The organism is Calyptranema fuscum S582 (genome assembly GCF_055793305.1).
Genome location: NZ_JBSLYH010000003.1, coordinates 1 through 17,251, shown reverse-complemented (window position 1 = coordinate 17,251; position 17,251 = coordinate 1). Strand labels below are relative to the sequence as shown.

Genomic DNA, 17,251 nt, shown 5'->3' with positions numbered 1-17,251 from the left:
CTGCTATAGCAGAGGATGTGATAGGTTCTGAACTATAAATGTATCTCTCGCTACGAAAGCATTTCGACTGGCGGTGATACAACCATTCAAGCCAGTGTGCGTTGCTCACTGGAGAGCTGTTTTTAAACGTGAAAGCTTTGCCTTTACGCTTAAAGGTACTTTCTCTAGAAGTAATGCAAATCAGTTTGCGAACAGATAATGTATACGGAGTGAGGTTATAGATGAAAAAGGTTGAGGCGATTATTCGCCCCTTTAAGCTCGATGAAGTCAAAATTGCTCTGGTCAATGCGGGCATCGTAGGCATGACCGTGTCAGAGGTACGCGGATTTGGGCGGCAGAAAGGGCAAACTGAACGCTATCGGGGTTCAGAATATACCGTTGAATTTTTGCAAAAACTCAAAGTTGAAATCGTGGTTGAAGACGACCAGGTCGATATGGTAGTAGAGAAAATCATCTCTGCGGCTCGCACTGGCGAGATTGGCGATGGCAAGATCTTCATCAGCCCAGTCGATCGAATCATCCGGATTCGGACTGGAGAAACGAACCTGGAAGCCATCTAACCAGGCGTTATCTGGCGATCGCCGATTAATGAACGAGTAATTTTTTTGAGCGAGCGATGGCGAAGCCGTTGCTCGCTCAAAAAAATGGGTTTTATTCAATTCATCATCCTGAGCGTTATCTAGTGTTGCAAACACGAAATTTTGCAACATGGGGGGTGGGGGCTGCGCCCCCACGCAGGGGTGGAACCTTTGCACCCCCGTTGTAAAACGTTTAGTTGGGTCTACTAGATAGCCAGTTACGACCGCACTGGGGATCGGTGAGTCGGTAGAAGCAAGACTTTTACTGTGTTCAACACATGATCATCTTGCTTCTGAACGCGTAGTGTTGTAAGCGATCGCTATCCATCTCATCACTTTGCACCTCCGGCTCACCCCATTGGGCAACTTATGATTGACCACGATCGTTTGTTTAAAGAACTGCTCTCTACATTTTTCATTGAGTTTCTAGAACTGTTCCTGCCAGACATTGCTTGCACCATCGAGCGGGACTCGATTCGCTTTTTACAACAAGAATACTTTGCAGATTTAACGGCGGGAGAGGAGAAAATCATTGATCTGCTGGTTGAAGTGAAGCAAGCTCAATCGGCAGCAGCTTTTCTGGTTCATCTAGAAGCCCAGTCTTCTACAGAACAGAATTTCACACGGCGCATGTTCTTTTACTTTGCTCGATTGCACCAAAAATATTTGCAACGTATTTACCCCATTGTCGTCTTTTCGTTTGATGAACCCCAGAGAGAAGAACCGAATACATATCGCGTTGCCTTTCCCCATCGAACTGTACTGGAATTTAAGTTTGAATCAATTCAACTCAATCGTCTTAATTGGCGCGACTTTTTAACCCAATCCAATCCGGTTGCCGCTGCATTAATGGCTAAGATGCAAATTGCAGCAAGCGATCGCCCTAAAGTCAAAGTTGAATGTTTACGTCTTCTAGCAACCTTGCAATTAGACCCAGCACGGATGCGTTTAATTTCTGGGTTCATCGACACCTACTTACGGCTGAGCGATGTCGAAGAACAGGAATTTCAAGCAGAGATTAGTAAAATAGAGCCATTACAACGGGAGGGCGTCATGGAAATTGTCACCAGTTGGATGGCACGAGGAATCGAGCGGGGAATCGAGCAAGGAATTGAGCGGGGAATCGAGCAAGGAATCGAGCGGGGAATTGAGCAAGGAATCGAGCAGGGTGCAGTCCAGGAAGCCAGAACACTCATCTTGCGTCAACTTACTCGTCGGTTTGGAGACTTACCAGACTCAGTGCGATCGCCTATGACTGCCCTTTCTCTATCGCAGTTAGAAGCGTTAGGTGAAGCGTTGCTGGACTTTACTAAGCTGTCGGATTTAGTAGCGTGGTTGCAAGAACTTGAGTAGCGATCGCGTGATGCCCATCTAAAAAACCTGGTTCTAGCTCAGTGTGTGTTGCCCTGGTGTAGGGGCTTAGCATTTGTAAAAAATCCTTGATGTATCTCGAAAGTCCCTGCCCCAATGCTGAGGGCTTGTTGAAAATAGTTTCATGGTTTTGGCTGGCTGTTAGCTATTAGCCAACAGCTAACAGCCCAGCTCATGTTATTTCTTTACAGCTCCTAAGCCCTTATATGATTTGATGGCTTGCCACATGTCTGATGCCGAGTCCGATTTGTTTTATCAGCTTTCCTAAAGGCTCATCCTCTGCTAGCCTGATTCGGTTCGATTAGTTTTGGTGGGGTCATGGAGTTTTTACTAAAAGTTAAGCTGCTCAACGAGAATGCGCGTCTGCCCCAATATGCCCATGATGGGGATGCGGGTATGGATTTATTTGCAGCAGCTGAGAAAATGATTGAGCCTGGTGAAAGTGGGCTTATTCCCACCGGAATTAGCATTCAGCTACCACCTCATACGGAAGCGCAGGTTAGACCTCGAAGTGGATTAGCCCTCAAACACCAAATTACCGTTCTCAATACCCCAGGCACGATCGATGAGGGGTATCGGGGTGAGGTTGGGGTGATTTTAATCAATCACGGGAAACACCCTTTTCATGTAGCGATAGGGATGAAGATAGCCCAGATGGTGATTAAACCCGTCTTTCAGGTAGCCGTAGAGCAGGTTGAAGAATTGGATGCGACGGCAAGGGGCGCAGGGGGGTTTGGCTCAACAGGCGTTTAATGTTCTGCCCAACTGCTTTTTGTCATCGTCCACATATCGATATACCATGCAATTACCTCCACAAAAACCTACACCCCATCAACGACCCTCATGGGACGAATATTTCCTGATGCTGGCAAAACTAGCGTCTACCCGATCGACCTGTCTTGCTTTCCCGGTCGGAGCTGTCATTGTCAAAAATAAACAAGTCTTAGCGACGGGATATAACGGGCCACCTTCGGGGTCAGTTCATTGCATCGCCCAGGGCTATTGTTACGACGGGTTGAGCAGTTGTGATGCGAGTAAAGATATGCCGTCTCGTGCCGTTCATGCGGAAGCAAATGCACTGGCGCAAGCAGCTAAACACGGCATTCCAACCGATGGAGCCAGTATTTATGTAACGCTAGAACCCTGCTTATATTGTCTGAAACTCATTATTTCGGCGGGCATTCATGATGTGTTTTATGAAACATCGTTCATGTCTGAGAAGAGTGCAATTGTTCGAGATTCTTTCACGCTCGAAGGTTTGATTCAGTTACACAAAATTCAGTTGTCTCAGGATATTGCAGAGAGGTCAGCTATGTCTCTGTTAAAAACAACGTCGATAGTGGATTGATAACGGTGTGCAAGTTGTTCAGGACAGAAACGGTGTGGTGGGATGCTCTGCGTCCCACCACACCGTTCTGAATCACCCGCACAGCGCTATAGCAACCGTCGAGACGAAATCAGGAGTTTGTGTGAGAACCCTTGTCCTGATTAACCATTTAAATTGAAACTGCGACAGATGCTGTAGGGGGTTGGCAATGCCAAATCCTTAGAGAGATTGATGGGCTACAGATGCGATTGTTGGGTCACACGGCTTGATAGAGGGTATCGCGTTGTCGGGCGGGTCTCGCTAAAGACTGAATTGCTCCAACCAGATCGGCAACTTCCATACATGTTCCGCCTTGGGCACCTGCCATGGTGGTGATGTGTTCTTCCATCAAAGTGCCGCCGATGTCATTGCAGCCCCAGGTGAGGGCATCGGTTGCCCCGGCTAAGCCCAATTTCACCCAACTGGGTTGGTGATTGGCAATCCAATTGCCCAAAAAGATACGTGCTACAGCTGTTAGCAATAGCGCATCGGCTAATACGGGTTGGTCGCGCCCGACCCGTTTTCGCAAAGGTTTGGGGGCTTCTTGTCCGACAAAAGGCAACAAAATAAATTCGGTAATGCCGCGATCGCCAGTTTCAACAGCCGCCTGTTGCAGTGATCGCAAGGCTGCCAAATGGCGCATTTGCTGGGCGGGGGTTTCGATGTGTCCGGATAGCATCGTGCTGGTCGTCGGCATGCCCAAGCGATGTGCTGTACCGATAATATCGAGCCATTCTGCCGTATTGAGTTTTTCTGGACAGAGTACCTTGCGCACCTCATCATCCAGCACCTCTGCGGCGGTTCCGGGCATCGAGCCAACCCCAGCGGCTTGCAAAGCGGCAATCACCTCGGCATAGCTCAAGCCATCTTCGCGGCCAATAAATTGCACCTCTTGGGGCGAAAAGGCATGAAGATGCAGGTGTGGATAGGCGTCTTTAATGGTATGAATGAGCCGCAGATAAAACGATAATGAGGAGCCATCGATCTTGGCTTTGGGGTTTAAGCCACCCTGCATACAGATTTCTGTAGCACCCCGTTGCACAGCATCCGCTGTTTTTTCTAAAATAACCCCGTCATCGAGCCAATAAGCTCCGTCATCGCCCTCATCCCGACGAAATGCACAGAAGCTACAGTGCTGCTCGCAGATGTTCGTAAAGTTGACGTTGCGATTGATGACGTAGGTGACGGTATTCCCCACCTGCTGCTGCCGCAACTGATCGGCTACGTCTTGAATCTGGGCGATCGCCTCTGGTGCGGTCTGTTGCAAAAGCATGACCCCATCGGCTTCAGAAATATCATCTCCCGTCAGAGCGCGATCGAGGATACGATCTACGGTTTCAAAGTATTGAACAACCACAATGCCATCTATCCCCTACAACCTGTTTACCCATCATTGTAGAGATTATGTAGAGATTATAGACGGTGCTGATTTTGGCGATGAATGGGAATGCTGTAGACGCTGCCGATCGAGGTGCGATTGGGAGTAATGCAACGCTTCAGTCATACTAATTCAAACGAATTTTTGGGCAAATCGAAGTGCAGGAGGGGCTTGGCACTGCCAAGCCCGTACAGAGATTGGTCGTACTCTTAATTAAAATCAGGGCGCTGCCTGCGATCGCGCTTGTTTGATCATGGCAATCAGCGTATGGTGTGCATCTTCTGAGTCTTGTAGTTCGTGGTCAAACTCAATTCGTAGGGCTTTGGTTGAGCCGTCTTCTTGCACGTTTAAATCCATACCGCGAGGATCAATGCTGACCATCTCAGCGGCGATCGCCTGAGCGGCTCCTCCAAAAACTTTGGCATAGATAGTAACCGCTTCAGCATGATCTTCATTCATATGTTTGCAAATGCGATCGCTGATAGCAGGAGAAATCGGATCAGCCATGAGCAACGTTCCTTAATTTCAATCGGTGAATCTTATTCAGGATCGGGGATTTAATAAGCCCGCAAATTTAGGGTTGGAAGCGTGGCGTCGCCGCACTTCCAACCCTAAACTTCTGGGTTTTCATTAATCGCTGATCCTTACAAAACATGTTGGGTTTCTAAGAAAAACACTGCCAGACGAAAAATACTACCGGCGATATAGGTGATCAGCACCACGCTGATCAGGACATTTATAGCATTACGTAATTTTTTCTTCATTGATTAAAAGTAAATCCTGAATCTTGAATGGGGGTATTGTCTGTGCCAGAGTGTCTCTAAAACGGGGTGGGCAGACGCGATAGTTTATGGCCTTCGGGCACAAACCATTGCGTCTGCGGCTAGCCTCTTAGAGATTTGTCGCAAGTAAGCCGTTCATTTCTAGGGTCTGGTTTAAAGGTTGTTTTTTCGTGCGCGAAGCGCACGAAAAAACAACCCTCTTAGCGAGTTTTAAAACACGCCCCAGGAGATATGAGGCATAAATCGAGCATCAGCAAGCGTTTACGTCCGACAGGACTGATCTGCTCTCACTCTATCAGGCAAGATGGAACAGTTTGAAAACCCATTGTTATTTTTTCAGAAACGGTCTAGTAGACCCAATTAAACGTTTTATAGCGGGGTGCAGGGGTTCCACCCCTGCGTGGGGGCGCAGCCCCCATCCCCCAGGTTGCAAAATTTAGTGTTCGCAACACGAGTTGGCTTGTCCCTGGATTCAGATGAGGACTCCGTCAAACCTATGCCACCACGTAAATATTGTTATTGGTCAGCTTTAGACCCGTCGAAAGCACTGCCAATTTAAATGCAGTGGCACTCCCCGTGCCATCGGGATCGAAGAACAATAGCCCCGTGTCGTCGTTGTAAATAAAGCGATCGCTAGAGTCTTGCGCGGAGGAACCAATCCGAAATTGCGAGACATCGATGAAGTTATTGGTTCTTAAGCCACCGCCAAAGCCATCCGCAGACACTTGAATAAAGTCGTCCACTACTGCAAAATCGGTAATCCGATCGGTGCCTTCATTACTCTTTTGGTAATAAAAAGTGTCGCGCCCTGTGCCGCCGACTAAGGTATCGGGACTGGAACCACCCAGCAAGACATCATCGCCCGTACCACCATCCAGGCGATCGCCACCCGTGCCTCCAATCAAATCATCATTGCCAGAGCTGCCCACCATAATATCTTTGGCGCTGCCTCCTTCCATGCGATCATCTCCGTCTCCCCCGGTGAGGCGATCGGTGCCATCCCCTCCATCTAACCAGTCGTCTCCGGTGCCGCCCGAGATCACATCATTGGCTTGATCGCCAAACAAAATATCGTCTCCCTGACCGCCATAGAGCTTATCATTGCCCAATCCACCAAAACACCGATCGTTCCCATCATCGCCGGTGACGCGATCGTTGCCCCCACCGCCATAAAGCTCATCATCTCCTTCATCGCCACCCAGACGGTCGTTGCCATCATCGCCAAAAATATTATCGTCACCCCCCAAGCCAAAGATAAAATCTCGACCCGCTAGAGCAAGAATCGTATCTGCTTTTGTCCCGCCTTCAAAATTGTCATTCCCATCGGTCAAATTTGTATTTGCCATACTGAAAACTCTCCTTGCGATCGCGATCGTCATCAAAAAAAATACAACAGATTCGAAATAGAACCTACCCAATAGGGTAGTTCAAAAAACTTGTGGTTGAGGGTAAGATTCCTGCGATTAAATCTGCTATGAAATCGACTATTCCCTATAGCTCACGTTATGCTGCCAGTGAACAAAACCTCTTGATGTAGCGTCTTTATCGTAGGAACTCAAGTCACAAACTCTATCTATAGCAAATATTGATTTGCTTCAACAGGTGTCGTCCATGTCTTAACAAAACTTGAGTCAAACGTAAAGGATACGCGCAACAATAGCCACAACATTAGGAAGGGGTTTGCCGATTCAACATCAACAACGCCGAACGAATACCATTGAAAAGAAGTCTATTCAATCGACAGACTTAATCATGCAAAAGTTTCATTTTTAATCTTCTTGTTAGGATTGTTAGAAAATGCAAATAGGCACTTCGAAATCAGAAAATCTCTCTGATCCAATTTCAAAGAATAATAGATTGAAGACTGACGATCTTCCCCCAACGGTTCATCTTAAATCGGGTGTCCAAAAGAAAAACTTGCCCAGTTTTGCCAAAACGATACTGACCACTCTGACGCTGAGTACGCTGCTCACGAGCTGCACTACAGTCACGACCCGTGAATATGATGCCACCGCTCTAGTTAGCTATACCTGGCAAGTCGAATATTTACGCGATTCTGAAGGTCGGCGTCAACGATTTGAAAAATTTGCCTCGACCTCACTGCTCAACCAAAACGGACTACGCCCCGATGATGCCGTTACCGGACCCGATGATCAGGGGCTGTGGTGGCCCGCGTTGCCACCCCGACCGACCGTAGATGAGATGGAAGCAAGACAGCAAGGTCAAGAACGGATCGGCACCCCTACTTTAATTAAGTCTGTGGACTATTCCCTCAGTTTTGATATGAATGGGCAACCTCGCATTTTGCCCACCGATTATTCTGTCTATCGGCAGGTGGTCAAAGCCTATCCAGAACAACGACCGTTGGAATTGACCTTAGGGGTGAATGATGGCTCCGTGGAAAAAGCAGAGCCTCAATAGACCCATGCTGATTTTTCTGATTCTGACGGATGTTGTAGTTAGGATCACAGATTAATTAACCTGTAATTCTTTTTGAGAGCGCGGCTCCACCGCCGCGCTCTCAAAAAGAATCGGGTTTTATTACATCCACGATCCTCAGCATGTTGTTGGTGCTGATGTTGAGGATGAAGGTGAATGTGAACCCTTGGGGTTCGCGCTCACCTTCATCCCTCGGTTAAACCATGCCTAATCGAGGGACACATCGTAGGTCAAATTGCCCAGAGAAACGCGATCGCCTTCTACCAACTTGCGACCTCGCCGGGTTTCGATCTGGTTGTTGACCTTGACTTCCCCTGACTGAATTAACGATTTTGCCTCACCGCCCGTTTGGGCAACGCCGATCCACTTCAAAAATTGATCGAGCTTAATGAAATTGCTTGCAGCACTCATAAATATTCCAAAAGATGTCCTAAATCCGAATGATTCGTGTGAGAGTAATACTTCCAATTGTCCGTCTTTTTTTTGGAAAGGCGCGCGGCGAGCGTTTCCGAACAATAGCAATGGCTCATTGAGGACTGCTATATACTTTATTAAAAATACGCAAAGAATTGTTAAGATAACTGCAAGACTCCTTTCTCTAGCGCCCCTTTGGGGATATCGATCGACGGCATGACGGCATTTAACACAGCTGAACCCATCCTGCGACGGAAGCAGCAGGCATTAGATATCCAGGATCTTTGCGGACTATTTAAGCTCCATATTCAGGTTAACGATCGCATTCTATTGTCCCGGTTTTATACCCGCATTGATCAGGTGTTTTTGCTCTGGGGCTGTGTTACAGGCGTGATTTTTCTGACCGCTGAAGTTCTGCCAATCAGTTGGCTAACTCAGTCAGTGCTATGGTCGATGCTAACGCTCATTGCCAGCTATAGCACCCTCCGTCTGACATGGTATTGGGTCACCGTCGAACAAGTCCGCTGGGTTGTCTATGGCTGGGTTGGGTTGATGCTGATAGGTGTGGGGGTGACGAATCTGGGTATCTTTGGCGGAGTCTGGCAGATCTTGCCCTATCTTTGCCCCCTGTGGTTGGGGTTGAGTGCTGTTGGCTATTTTGGTACCGCCTGGGGATTGCGATCGCGTGCTTTTTTGTTCACTGGCATGTTGCACCTGATGGCGATCGCCCTTTTACCCATGTTTCCGGGGAGCCAATATTTAATCTCAGGCTTGGTTATGTCTGGTAGCCTGTTGTTTTTGGCAGAAGTGCAATGGGATATGCAATCAACCAGCCGTTATACGGCTTTGACAGCAGCTCAGCAACAATTTAATCAGGCTCAACAGAGACAACGCCAGATCGTTAAGGATCGTGGATTAAATAAGATCGAATATTAAATCGTTTGGAGGGGCGAACGACCGTTCGCCCGTACAACAAATCAGCGGAGTTATTTAATTCCATTCCTAACCATATATAGCGCTGTGCAGGTTGATTCAGTACGGTGTTGTGGGGCGCTCCGCGCCCCACAACACCGCTTGTGTACTTAACGAACTTGCACACCGCTATATATAGCAATCCTATTTGATTCGTGAAAATGATCGGTTGTGAAAGCGCCCGCCCGAAGGGCGGGCGCTTTCACAACTGATTTAGGATCGCTATAGCGGTGTGCATGGGGGCGCAACCCACACCCCCTTGGTGGTGCAGAAAAGTCTTGAAAGGCTTATTCTGCTGAGAGTCTCAAATGAGATAGGGAGTACCCGAAAGGGGGCGTTTCATGAGACGCTGAAGTTCCCCAACTATCAGCAAACCTCATGGAAACACCCCTCTTGTATCGTCAACTGCAAGACCAACTCCGTCAATGGGTATGCCCGAAAGACCAACGACATCTCCAGGGCTTTAGCGAAATTGTTGCGGCGATTCTGCAATCGCAAAGTGCCTGCTTAGGGGAGTGGATCACCTATCTGCGACACCGGGATTGCCAAGCTCGTGCTCACATGGAGCGATTGAGTTATTTTCTCCATAATCAACAGATTAATGCTGAGCGGTTTTATGAACCCATGCTACGCCATGTTTTGACAGCATTTGTTGGAGAAGCCGTGTTGCTCACGCTTGACACCAGTATGCTGTGGGATCAGTTTTGTTTGATCGAAGTCTGTTTTGCCTGGGGTGGACGCTCCTTTACCTTGGCTCAAGTGGTGCTGGAACATGGCAGTGCGATGGTGGGTTTTGAGCAGTATCAACCTTTGCTAGAGCGTGCCAAACATGTCTTACCACCGGGGGTTCAAGTCACCTTGCTCGCCGACCGAGGCTTTGAACATGCGTCGTTAATCCGCTGGCTCAGCCAGCACCAATGGTCTTGGGCAATCCGGGTCAAATCAGATCTGACGGTCACGCTTGCCAAGGGTCAAACCCACTCAGTAGACCAACTCATTCCACCCTCTGGGCAGGCTTATCTGTACCAGAATGTAAGGGTCTTCACGGACATTGATGCTCATCTTGTCACTGCCCAACTCAGCGATGCGAAAGACGCTTGGGCGGTTCTATCGGACCATCCCCCCTCGTTGCAAACCTTTGCCCTCTATGGTCAACGATTTGGTGGCATTGAACCCCATTTCAAGGATTACAAGTCTGCCGGTTTCAAGGTTTTGCAGTCCGGATTACGGAATGCTCAGGCTCTGACTTGCTTATTGATGCTACTGGATTGTGCCACACTGATTGCCTTGATGTTAGCGATGCTGCTGGTGCGAGCCAGACAACGAGCTTCGATTGATTGGCACGGAGAGCGGGGTTTGAGTTTTCTGCAATTGGGTCTGCGTCAATTGGCAGGGCTTTGCTATCAACGCTTACCCTTGCCCTCACTGTTAGCGTTGCCCAAGACAAACCCACCTCCAGCTTGTGCTTCCCGAAAGAAGCGAACCGCATTGGATTGCCGCATTGAGTTCTCTAAAGTCGTTTCATTCTCATAGTGAGACAGCTATGAGTTTTCTGCACCACTAAGCCCACACCCCTATGGTGCAAAATTTAGTGTTTGCAATGCTAGCTCGAGGTCGAATGCAGAGGGCTAGGAGCTGATGACTATATTTTTTTAGATATCTGTTTCAATACTGTTGGTTTGAGTCACAGGGAGAGTAATAACAAACTCTGTTCCCTGATTGAGTTGCGATTGACAACTTAATTGCCCGTGATGCCGACCCACAACGATTTGATAGCTAATCGCAAGCCCCAATCCTGTTCCTTTGCCAATAGGTTTGGTCGTAAAAAATGGATCAAATATTTTTTGTTGAACATCGGCTTGAATGCCTGCACCATTATCGGCAATCGAAATTTTGACCCAGTGTTGATTAATACATTCAGTTGTAATGCGGATAAAGGATGGGGTTGCGAGATTGCGAGGTCGAGACGGTTCTTTTAAAGCATCGATCGCGTTACTCAAAATGTTCATAAATACTTGATTGAGCTGCCCTGGATAACACTGCACCAGGGGCAAATCACCATAATGTTTGATCACGGCGATCGCTGGTTCGGATGTACCTGATTTGAGACGACTGGACAGGATCATTAAGGTGCTATCAATGCCCTCATGGATATTGACGGGCTTAACGTCGGCTTCATCCAGTCGAGAAAAGCTACGTAGCGAGCTAACAATTTCTCGGATGCGCTCAGCCCCGACTTTGATCGAACTCAACGACTTGGGCAGATCTGTCATGATGAAATTCAAGTCGCGATTGTCTAACTCTGCCTGCACGTCAGCGGGCAAATCAGTACAATGCTGCCGATAGATCTGCACCGTTTCAAGTAAGGTTTGAGTATATTTTTGGATATATTGCAAGTTGCCGTATACAAAACTAACCGGGTTATTAATTTCGTGGGCAACACCGGCAACGAGTTGCCCCAAACTCGACATTTTTTCGCTTTGAATCAGTTGGGTCTGAGCCTGTTTGAGTTCTGCCAGCGTGCGTTCTAAGTGAATTGTCTTTTCGCGCAGTTGGGCTTCTGACTGACGCAATGCTGCTTCTGCTTGCAATCGCTCTGTAATATCGGTTTGGACGCCAATGAAGTGGGTAATGCTGCCTGCCTCATCGTAGACAGGAGAAATCTTGAGTTCATTCCAAAAGTACGTGCCGTCTTTGCGATAGTTTTTGATCACAACCTGACATTCCGTACCCTGTCGCAACGCTTGCCGGATTTGCTCGATGGTGTCTGGGTCGGTTTCGGGACCCTGTAAAAATTTGCAGTTGTGCCCCAATACGTCTTCGGGTGTGTATCCGGTAAGCAATTGAAAAGCAGGATTGCAATAAATGATGGGGCGGTTGGGTTTGGTTGCATCGGCAATCACAATTCCACAACTGGTGGCTGCGATCGCCCGATCGTACAGCCAAAACGTATCTTTTGATGGCACACTTCCTTCAGACAAGCGGATGATGCTGTCGATGTCGCGTTTTGATAATTGCCCAAAAGATTGAGTCACGGCAAAGTCCTGCATCCTAACAGGTGCTTTTGAAGTCATCGGAAATGCCTTAAAGTTTGAAAAATAGTAGCGAAGCGGTGTGATGCGACCCGTTCTTAACTGAGGCTTAAGGATTGTTGTGTACCTAGACTAAAACCTTAAACTTCTGTAAAGATTATAACCTTATTTTCATAGGTTTTAAAGGTAGATTTAAACTCGCCAATCAATTTTTAGGTGCAACCCCTGTTTTCAAATGAGCGCGTTTACTGAGCGATCGCTCAGTCATCAAAATTTAAAATACAGGGGATATTCAGCATTTCCGAAAAATACGGAGAATTTGGGGCGGATTTTATAAGGTGTTGATCACTGTTTGTAACGTTCAGACTGTGAGCGTTGCCAAACAGGTATCACCCTTTCCAGAGCATCATCGGCGGAATCGTTGCCAGAGTTGGCGAACCTGATGTTTAACCTGGGCAACGGCTGCCGAAGAGGCAAGGTAGTCTTGAAGTCGCTGTTGTTGCTGCCCAACCGTTTGTTTGACCTGCGCTACAAGGTCAGACGCTGCGATCTGCTCCTGAACTCGTTGCTGGTATTGCCCAACGGTTTGCTTGAGGTGGGCAATTCGATCGGGGTCAGTTACCTGGGCTTTGCTCCAGTGCCAGAGTTGGACGGCTTTGGCTTGCAGTTCGGGTAGTTTTGCCTGCATGGTTGGCACCGCTTCTGCCCTGATCCAGGTTTGTAAAGATTGCCAACCCTGCTTCAAGGTTACGGTTAGCCGGGGCGCAATGTCCGTCATTACCTGCTGGCGTAGCTTTTGCCCGGTGTGGAGAACTCGGTCACGCAATCTGGGGATTAAGTCTGGGGCAGCAATGTCGTCTCGCAGGTGTTGCCACAGGTCTTGCACGCGTTGCCGCAGAGCCGGGAAATCGGCAGACATTGCCTGCTCTTGCAACCAGTTCCACCAGTGCGGCACCTGTTCCTCTAGCCATGCCATGCCGCGATCGAGCCAGGTCAACAGTTGTTCTAACGGATGGCGGACATAGCCGATGAACGTAGCCTGGGTATCAATATAAGAGGCTTGATGCTCCACAGATGGAGACGTGGCACCTTTAACCAGCGATGTTGCTGCCTCAGCGGCTGCCTGTAACAATTTGGCAGGGGTAGAGGTTGCGGTTACGGCTGGCTCAGCGGTCTGCGGTTGAGCCGTTTCATGGGTGCCGACTGAGCGCAATGAAGCGTCAGGATTCCAGGCTGCATTGGTCAGCGATACAGCTTGAAAGGGAAAACCAGACCACAGGGGTGAGCCAGTCTGACGTCCCTGTAAAAGTGGTGAATTATCCAGCAGTCCTTCTTTGGCAGGGGCGTTGAGGGCGCTATCTAATACGCGGTTAGGGGCGGACACATTGACCAGCGAGCCACCTTCTGGGCTAAGCTGTAACACCGATCGCTGGAATAGCCAGTGTGCCCAGTTAACTGCCGTGTTCGCTGCCGGTAGTAGGGGAACGTGCCATTTGGGGGTGGTGTTGGGTGTAGCCGGGGTTGGCTCAGCCGCAGACAGTAGTTTCAGGGCTTTACCTCCCAGTTGACGCGCGATCGCCAATTGGCTGTCTAACGAAACCTGGACAATGGCAACAAACGTTGATTCTTGAAACAGATTGGTGGCAACGGCGACGGGGCTGGTCTGCATCCATGCCATCAACTGGCGGAATTGTTGCACTGGTGGCAATAGATTTTTGCGCCGCACGGGGAGGGGTAAGAAAGGCGGCAGCGATCGCTGGGCAGCTTGTAATCGCTTGCGTTCGCGCCAATAGCCTGCGACTTCCCAGGCAATCTGCTGGCGCAACTGCCATTGTTGCTCGGCAGTGAGAATATCTAAAATCTGGTTGTGGTTTGTCACCAACACCATGGCGCGGTTGCTCAGCAACGATGCAATTCCCTGAATTTCGCCAACCGCTTCGATTTCTGACAAGGTCGTCAGGCGTTGTTCGACCGTACCCGATAGCTCCAGGGTAGCGGCGATCGCCTGGGTTTCTGCCAATTGCAACGCACTTAACGGAGCCGTCAGGGGTGGATCGATCGGGGGGATGTCCATCCGCAATCCCGCTGGCAGAGGGGGCAAAGCCGCTGGTGTAACAAACTCTTTCACGGCTCTCAATACCCGCCGGACGGGGGTATCCGCTTGGGGTGCGAGGCTGGGTCGGGTCGGATAGATAATGCGTTGAATCACCCGATTAGCCGCTTGCAACCGGGGATAGGCTTGTCGGGTTGCCTGTCGCAGTTGTCGATCGACCATGCGCGCAGACTGAAACAGCGCATAGATGGGATACAGGGCAATCTGAGTGCCCCAAATCATGCCAACTTTGACCTGTCTCAGGGTTTGAGCCAGGCGATCGCGCAACCGTAACGACTGCTGCGACACCAGGCTAAACATTCGACTTTGAAAACGACCTGTAGAAGCCATCGCAGTTCAACCCAATAACTGGAATGTAATTTATAGCGCTTTGCGTCTGGATAGATTCGGTTGTCGTGTGAGAGCCGCGCGGAGCAAGGCTCTCACACGACAACGCATACGTCATATAATCTTGAGCCATGCCATGAGCAGGCGATCGCCTTCCCATACCATCAACGAATCCGTTTGGTGATATAAGCAGGGGGATGCCTTGATTTTAGTGGAAAGATGACCGTCTCTGTTAACTCTGCCGATCCCTCAGCACAAGATTTTGTTACAAACGCCATTCAACGTCTGCGCCACCTGACGCAAATCGATGTTCAGTCCAGCTGGCGCTATATGTTAAGCGATGTTCCGATGGAGCAAGCGGTTCAACCTACAACCTGGGATGATTGGGCGATCGCAGATCTGAATGCGCGGCACCACATTGCCTGGGCAAAGGGGCAGCAGGTGCTCTGGCTGGGGCAGCAGATCCGGGTTCCCTCAAATTCTCACGGATATCCCTTAGCTGGATTGGTGCTGCGGATTGCTTTGACCTGGTGGGCAGAGGACGCTGAAATTTTTGTCAATGGCGATCGCGTGCAAGCGGGAGATTTGTTTGATTGTTCTACTCGCATTTGCCTCAGTGCGGCGGCACAACCGGGAGATATCTTTAATCTAGCGCTACGGCTGATCAGTCCGGGGCACGATGAGGGTGCTCTGGTGCGGTCTGTTTGCCTTTACGAAGTTGCGGATTTAGCAGATGCCGTTTGTCCAGAGCCGGGATTTGTTGCCGATGAGCTAGCTGTGGTGCAGCACTATCTCACTGCCTTCGCGCCGGAGAACTTATTGGAACTGGAAAGGGCGATCGCGCGAATTGATTGGACGATGGTGGGCGATCGCTCAGCATTTGATCACGCTTTGGCAACAGTTCGGCAGACCTTAATTCCCTGGAGTGACTGGATCAAACACCGCCAGATCAATCTATTAGGACATGCCCATTTGGATCTGGCGTGGTTGTGGCCGGTCGCTGAAACCTGGGATGCTGCAGAACGCACATTCGTCTCTGTTCTGGCGCTTCAGCAAGACTTTCCAGAGCTGATCTTTTGCCACTCCAGCCCTGCGTTGTATGACTGGTTCGAGCAAAACCGTCCTGACTTATTCGCCCAAATCCAGCAGCAGATTGCTGCCGGACGTTGGGAAGTGGTTGCCGGACTCTGGGTAGAACCGGAACTCAATCTGATCAATGGAGAATCGCTGGTGCGTCAGGTGTTGTACGGTCAGCGCTATGTCCGGGAAAAGTTTTCGGCTGGAGATGTGACTGGAGATGCGTTAAACACCGCTCCGCTCTGCAAAGTTGCCTGGTTGCCGGATAGTTTTGGGTTTACCTGGCAACTACCACAAATCCTCAAACAAGGGGGCGTGGATTATTTCGTCACTCAAAAGTTGCGCTGGAACGACACCACTCAATTTCCCTACGACTTGTTTTATTGGGAAGCGCCCGATCGCACTGCCATTCTCAGTTATATGTCGCCGCCCATTGGTGAAGGCATCGACCCGATCAAAATGGCAACCTATGCCTGCACCTGGGAACAGAAAACCGGAATTTCCCATGCCTTCTGGCTTCCCGGTGTTGGTGATCATGGTGGGGGTCCCAGTCGGGACATGCTTGAGGTTGCTCGTCGGTGGCAGCGATCGCCTTTCTTCCCTCGGTTGGCGTTTGGGACGGTGTTGGGGTATTTGGAGGAGTTGGGAGGTGAGGGAGATGGGGATGGAGGGATGAAGAGTAGGGGTGAAGGGATGAAGGGTGGGGGAGATGGGGGAGAGAGAGATGAAGGGATGAAGGGTGGGGGCGCGATCGGGGGTTTGGCTGGTGGGGCTGGGTTGCCGATTCCTGATTTTCCGGTCTGGAATTCTGAGCTGTATCTGGAATTTCATCGCGGTTGCTATACCACTCATGCGGGTCAAAAGCGGCAAAATCGTGAGTCTGAGCGGTTGTTGTATCAGGCGGAGGTGTTTGCGTCGATAGCAAGTTGGCTGACGGCAGCTCGGTATCCTAAGGCTGAAATTGAAGCGGCGTGGAAGCGGGTGTTGTTTAATCAGTTTCATGACATTCTGCCCGGTTCGGCGATTCCGCAGGTGTTTGTCGATGCGGATCGCGCCTGGGCGGAGGTGCAAGCTGTGGGGCAGCAGATTTTAGCGGAGGCGTTGGGGGCGATCGCCGCTGACATCGGTTTACCGCAACCGCCTGATGAAAACAGCCAACCGATTTTGGTATTCAATTCCCTCACCTGGGAACGGTCAGAACTGGTGGCGATCGCCCTTCCGGCTCAATCGATGGAGCAAATCTGGCAGGTGCATGACCTCAACGGCAACCCCGTCCCCAGCACCATTGGCATTATCGAGGATATTGATGGGAATCAGGGCAAAGATACGACGCTTCACATCCAATTCCTAGCCCAATCTATCCCCGGCATCGGCTACCGCCTCTTCTGGCTCACCCCTACTC

Annotated in this window: 14 protein-coding genes; 8 read left to right on the top strand and 6 right to left on the bottom strand. The window is 49.7% G+C overall.

Features of this window, described 5'->3' with window-relative positions:
• The first annotated feature begins 221 nt into the window (after positions 1–221).
• The 4 genes from ACR6Z4_RS03010 (at position 222) to ACR6Z4_RS02995 (ending at position 3,297) form a co-directional block, all read left to right on the top strand.
• Positions 222–560 carry a P-II family nitrogen regulator gene (locus ACR6Z4_RS03010; RefSeq protein WP_479715738.1) on the top strand — a complete coding sequence of 113 codons (339 nt, stop codon included), beginning with the start codon at positions 222–224 and terminating at the stop codon, positions 558–560.
• Between the two features lie 387 nt (positions 561–947).
• Complete coding sequence (locus ACR6Z4_RS03005; RefSeq protein WP_479715737.1) at positions 948–1,931, top strand: Rpn family recombination-promoting nuclease/putative transposase; 984 nt, start codon at positions 948–950, stop codon at positions 1,929–1,931.
• Between the two features lie 336 nt (positions 1,932–2,267).
• Positions 2,268–2,702, top strand: a complete 435-nt coding sequence (dut, locus tag ACR6Z4_RS03000) for a dUTP diphosphatase (RefSeq protein ID WP_479715736.1) — start codon at positions 2,268–2,270, stop codon at positions 2,700–2,702.
• Between the two features lie 46 nt (positions 2,703–2,748).
• Complete coding sequence (locus ACR6Z4_RS02995; RefSeq protein ID WP_479715735.1) at positions 2,749–3,297, top strand: deoxycytidylate deaminase; 549 nt, start codon at positions 2,749–2,751, stop codon at positions 3,295–3,297.
• Positions 3,298–3,532: 235 nt separating this feature from the next.
• Here the strand turns inward: ACR6Z4_RS02995 and cofH are convergent, their stop codons facing one another.
• The 3 genes from cofH to ACR6Z4_RS02980 all read right to left on the bottom strand — a co-directional run bounded on the left by cofH (position 3,533) and on the right by ACR6Z4_RS02980 (position 6,821).
• Positions 3,533–4,672 (bottom strand): 7,8-didemethyl-8-hydroxy-5-deazariboflavin synthase subunit CofH, encoded by a 1,140-nt coding sequence (cofH, locus tag ACR6Z4_RS02990; protein WP_479715734.1) that lies wholly within the window; start codon positions 4,670–4,672, stop codon positions 3,533–3,535.
• Positions 4,673–4,912: 240 nt separating this feature from the next.
• Entirely contained in the window at positions 4,913–5,200 is a 288-nt protein-coding gene (locus ACR6Z4_RS02985) for a DUF2470 domain-containing protein (protein WP_479715733.1), read from the bottom strand.
• Positions 5,201–5,969: 769 nt separating this feature from the next.
• Positions 5,970–6,821, bottom strand: coding sequence for a calcium-binding protein (locus ACR6Z4_RS02980; protein WP_479715732.1), 852 nt, complete (start codon positions 6,819–6,821; stop codon positions 5,970–5,972).
• Positions 6,822–7,392: 571 nt separating this feature from the next.
• Here ACR6Z4_RS02980 and ACR6Z4_RS02975 point away from each other — a divergent pair.
• Positions 7,393–7,896, top strand: coding sequence for a hypothetical protein (locus ACR6Z4_RS02975; RefSeq protein ID WP_479715953.1), 504 nt, complete (start codon positions 7,393–7,395; stop codon positions 7,894–7,896).
• Between the two features lie 225 nt (positions 7,897–8,121).
• Here ACR6Z4_RS02975 and ACR6Z4_RS02970 read toward each other — a convergent pair whose 3' ends face one another.
• Positions 8,122–8,325, bottom strand: coding sequence for an RNA-binding S4 domain-containing protein (locus ACR6Z4_RS02970; RefSeq protein ID WP_479715731.1), 204 nt, complete (start codon positions 8,323–8,325; stop codon positions 8,122–8,124).
• Positions 8,326–8,544: 219 nt separating this feature from the next.
• Between ACR6Z4_RS02970 and ACR6Z4_RS02965 the strand changes: the two genes are divergently transcribed.
• Positions 8,545–9,264, top strand: coding sequence for a hypothetical protein (locus ACR6Z4_RS02965; RefSeq protein ID WP_479715730.1), 720 nt, complete (start codon positions 8,545–8,547; stop codon positions 9,262–9,264).
• Between the two features lie 414 nt (positions 9,265–9,678).
• Positions 9,679–10,833, top strand: coding sequence for a transposase (locus ACR6Z4_RS02960; protein WP_479715729.1), 1,155 nt, complete (start codon positions 9,679–9,681; stop codon positions 10,831–10,833).
• 119 nt (positions 10,834–10,952) lie between these two features.
• On the opposite strand, the gene ACR6Z4_RS02955 is transcribed toward ACR6Z4_RS02960, so the two are convergent.
• Both ACR6Z4_RS02955 and ACR6Z4_RS02950 read right to left on the bottom strand, forming a co-directional pair.
• Positions 10,953–12,374 (bottom strand): sensor histidine kinase, encoded by a 1,422-nt coding sequence (locus ACR6Z4_RS02955; protein ID WP_479715728.1) that lies wholly within the window; start codon positions 12,372–12,374, stop codon positions 10,953–10,955.
• A 364-nt stretch (positions 12,375–12,738) separates the two neighbouring features.
• The gene (locus tag ACR6Z4_RS02950) at positions 12,739–14,775 is read right to left on the bottom strand and encodes a hypothetical protein (protein WP_479715727.1); all 2,037 of its coding nucleotides are present in this window, start codon (positions 14,773–14,775) and stop codon (positions 12,739–12,741) included.
• A 216-nt stretch (positions 14,776–14,991) separates the two neighbouring features.
• On the opposite strand from ACR6Z4_RS02950, the gene ACR6Z4_RS02945 reads away from it, so the two are divergent.
• Positions 14,992–17,251: alpha-mannosidase (locus tag ACR6Z4_RS02945; protein ID WP_479715726.1), on the top strand; the 2,260-nt coding region annotated here is incomplete at its 3' end.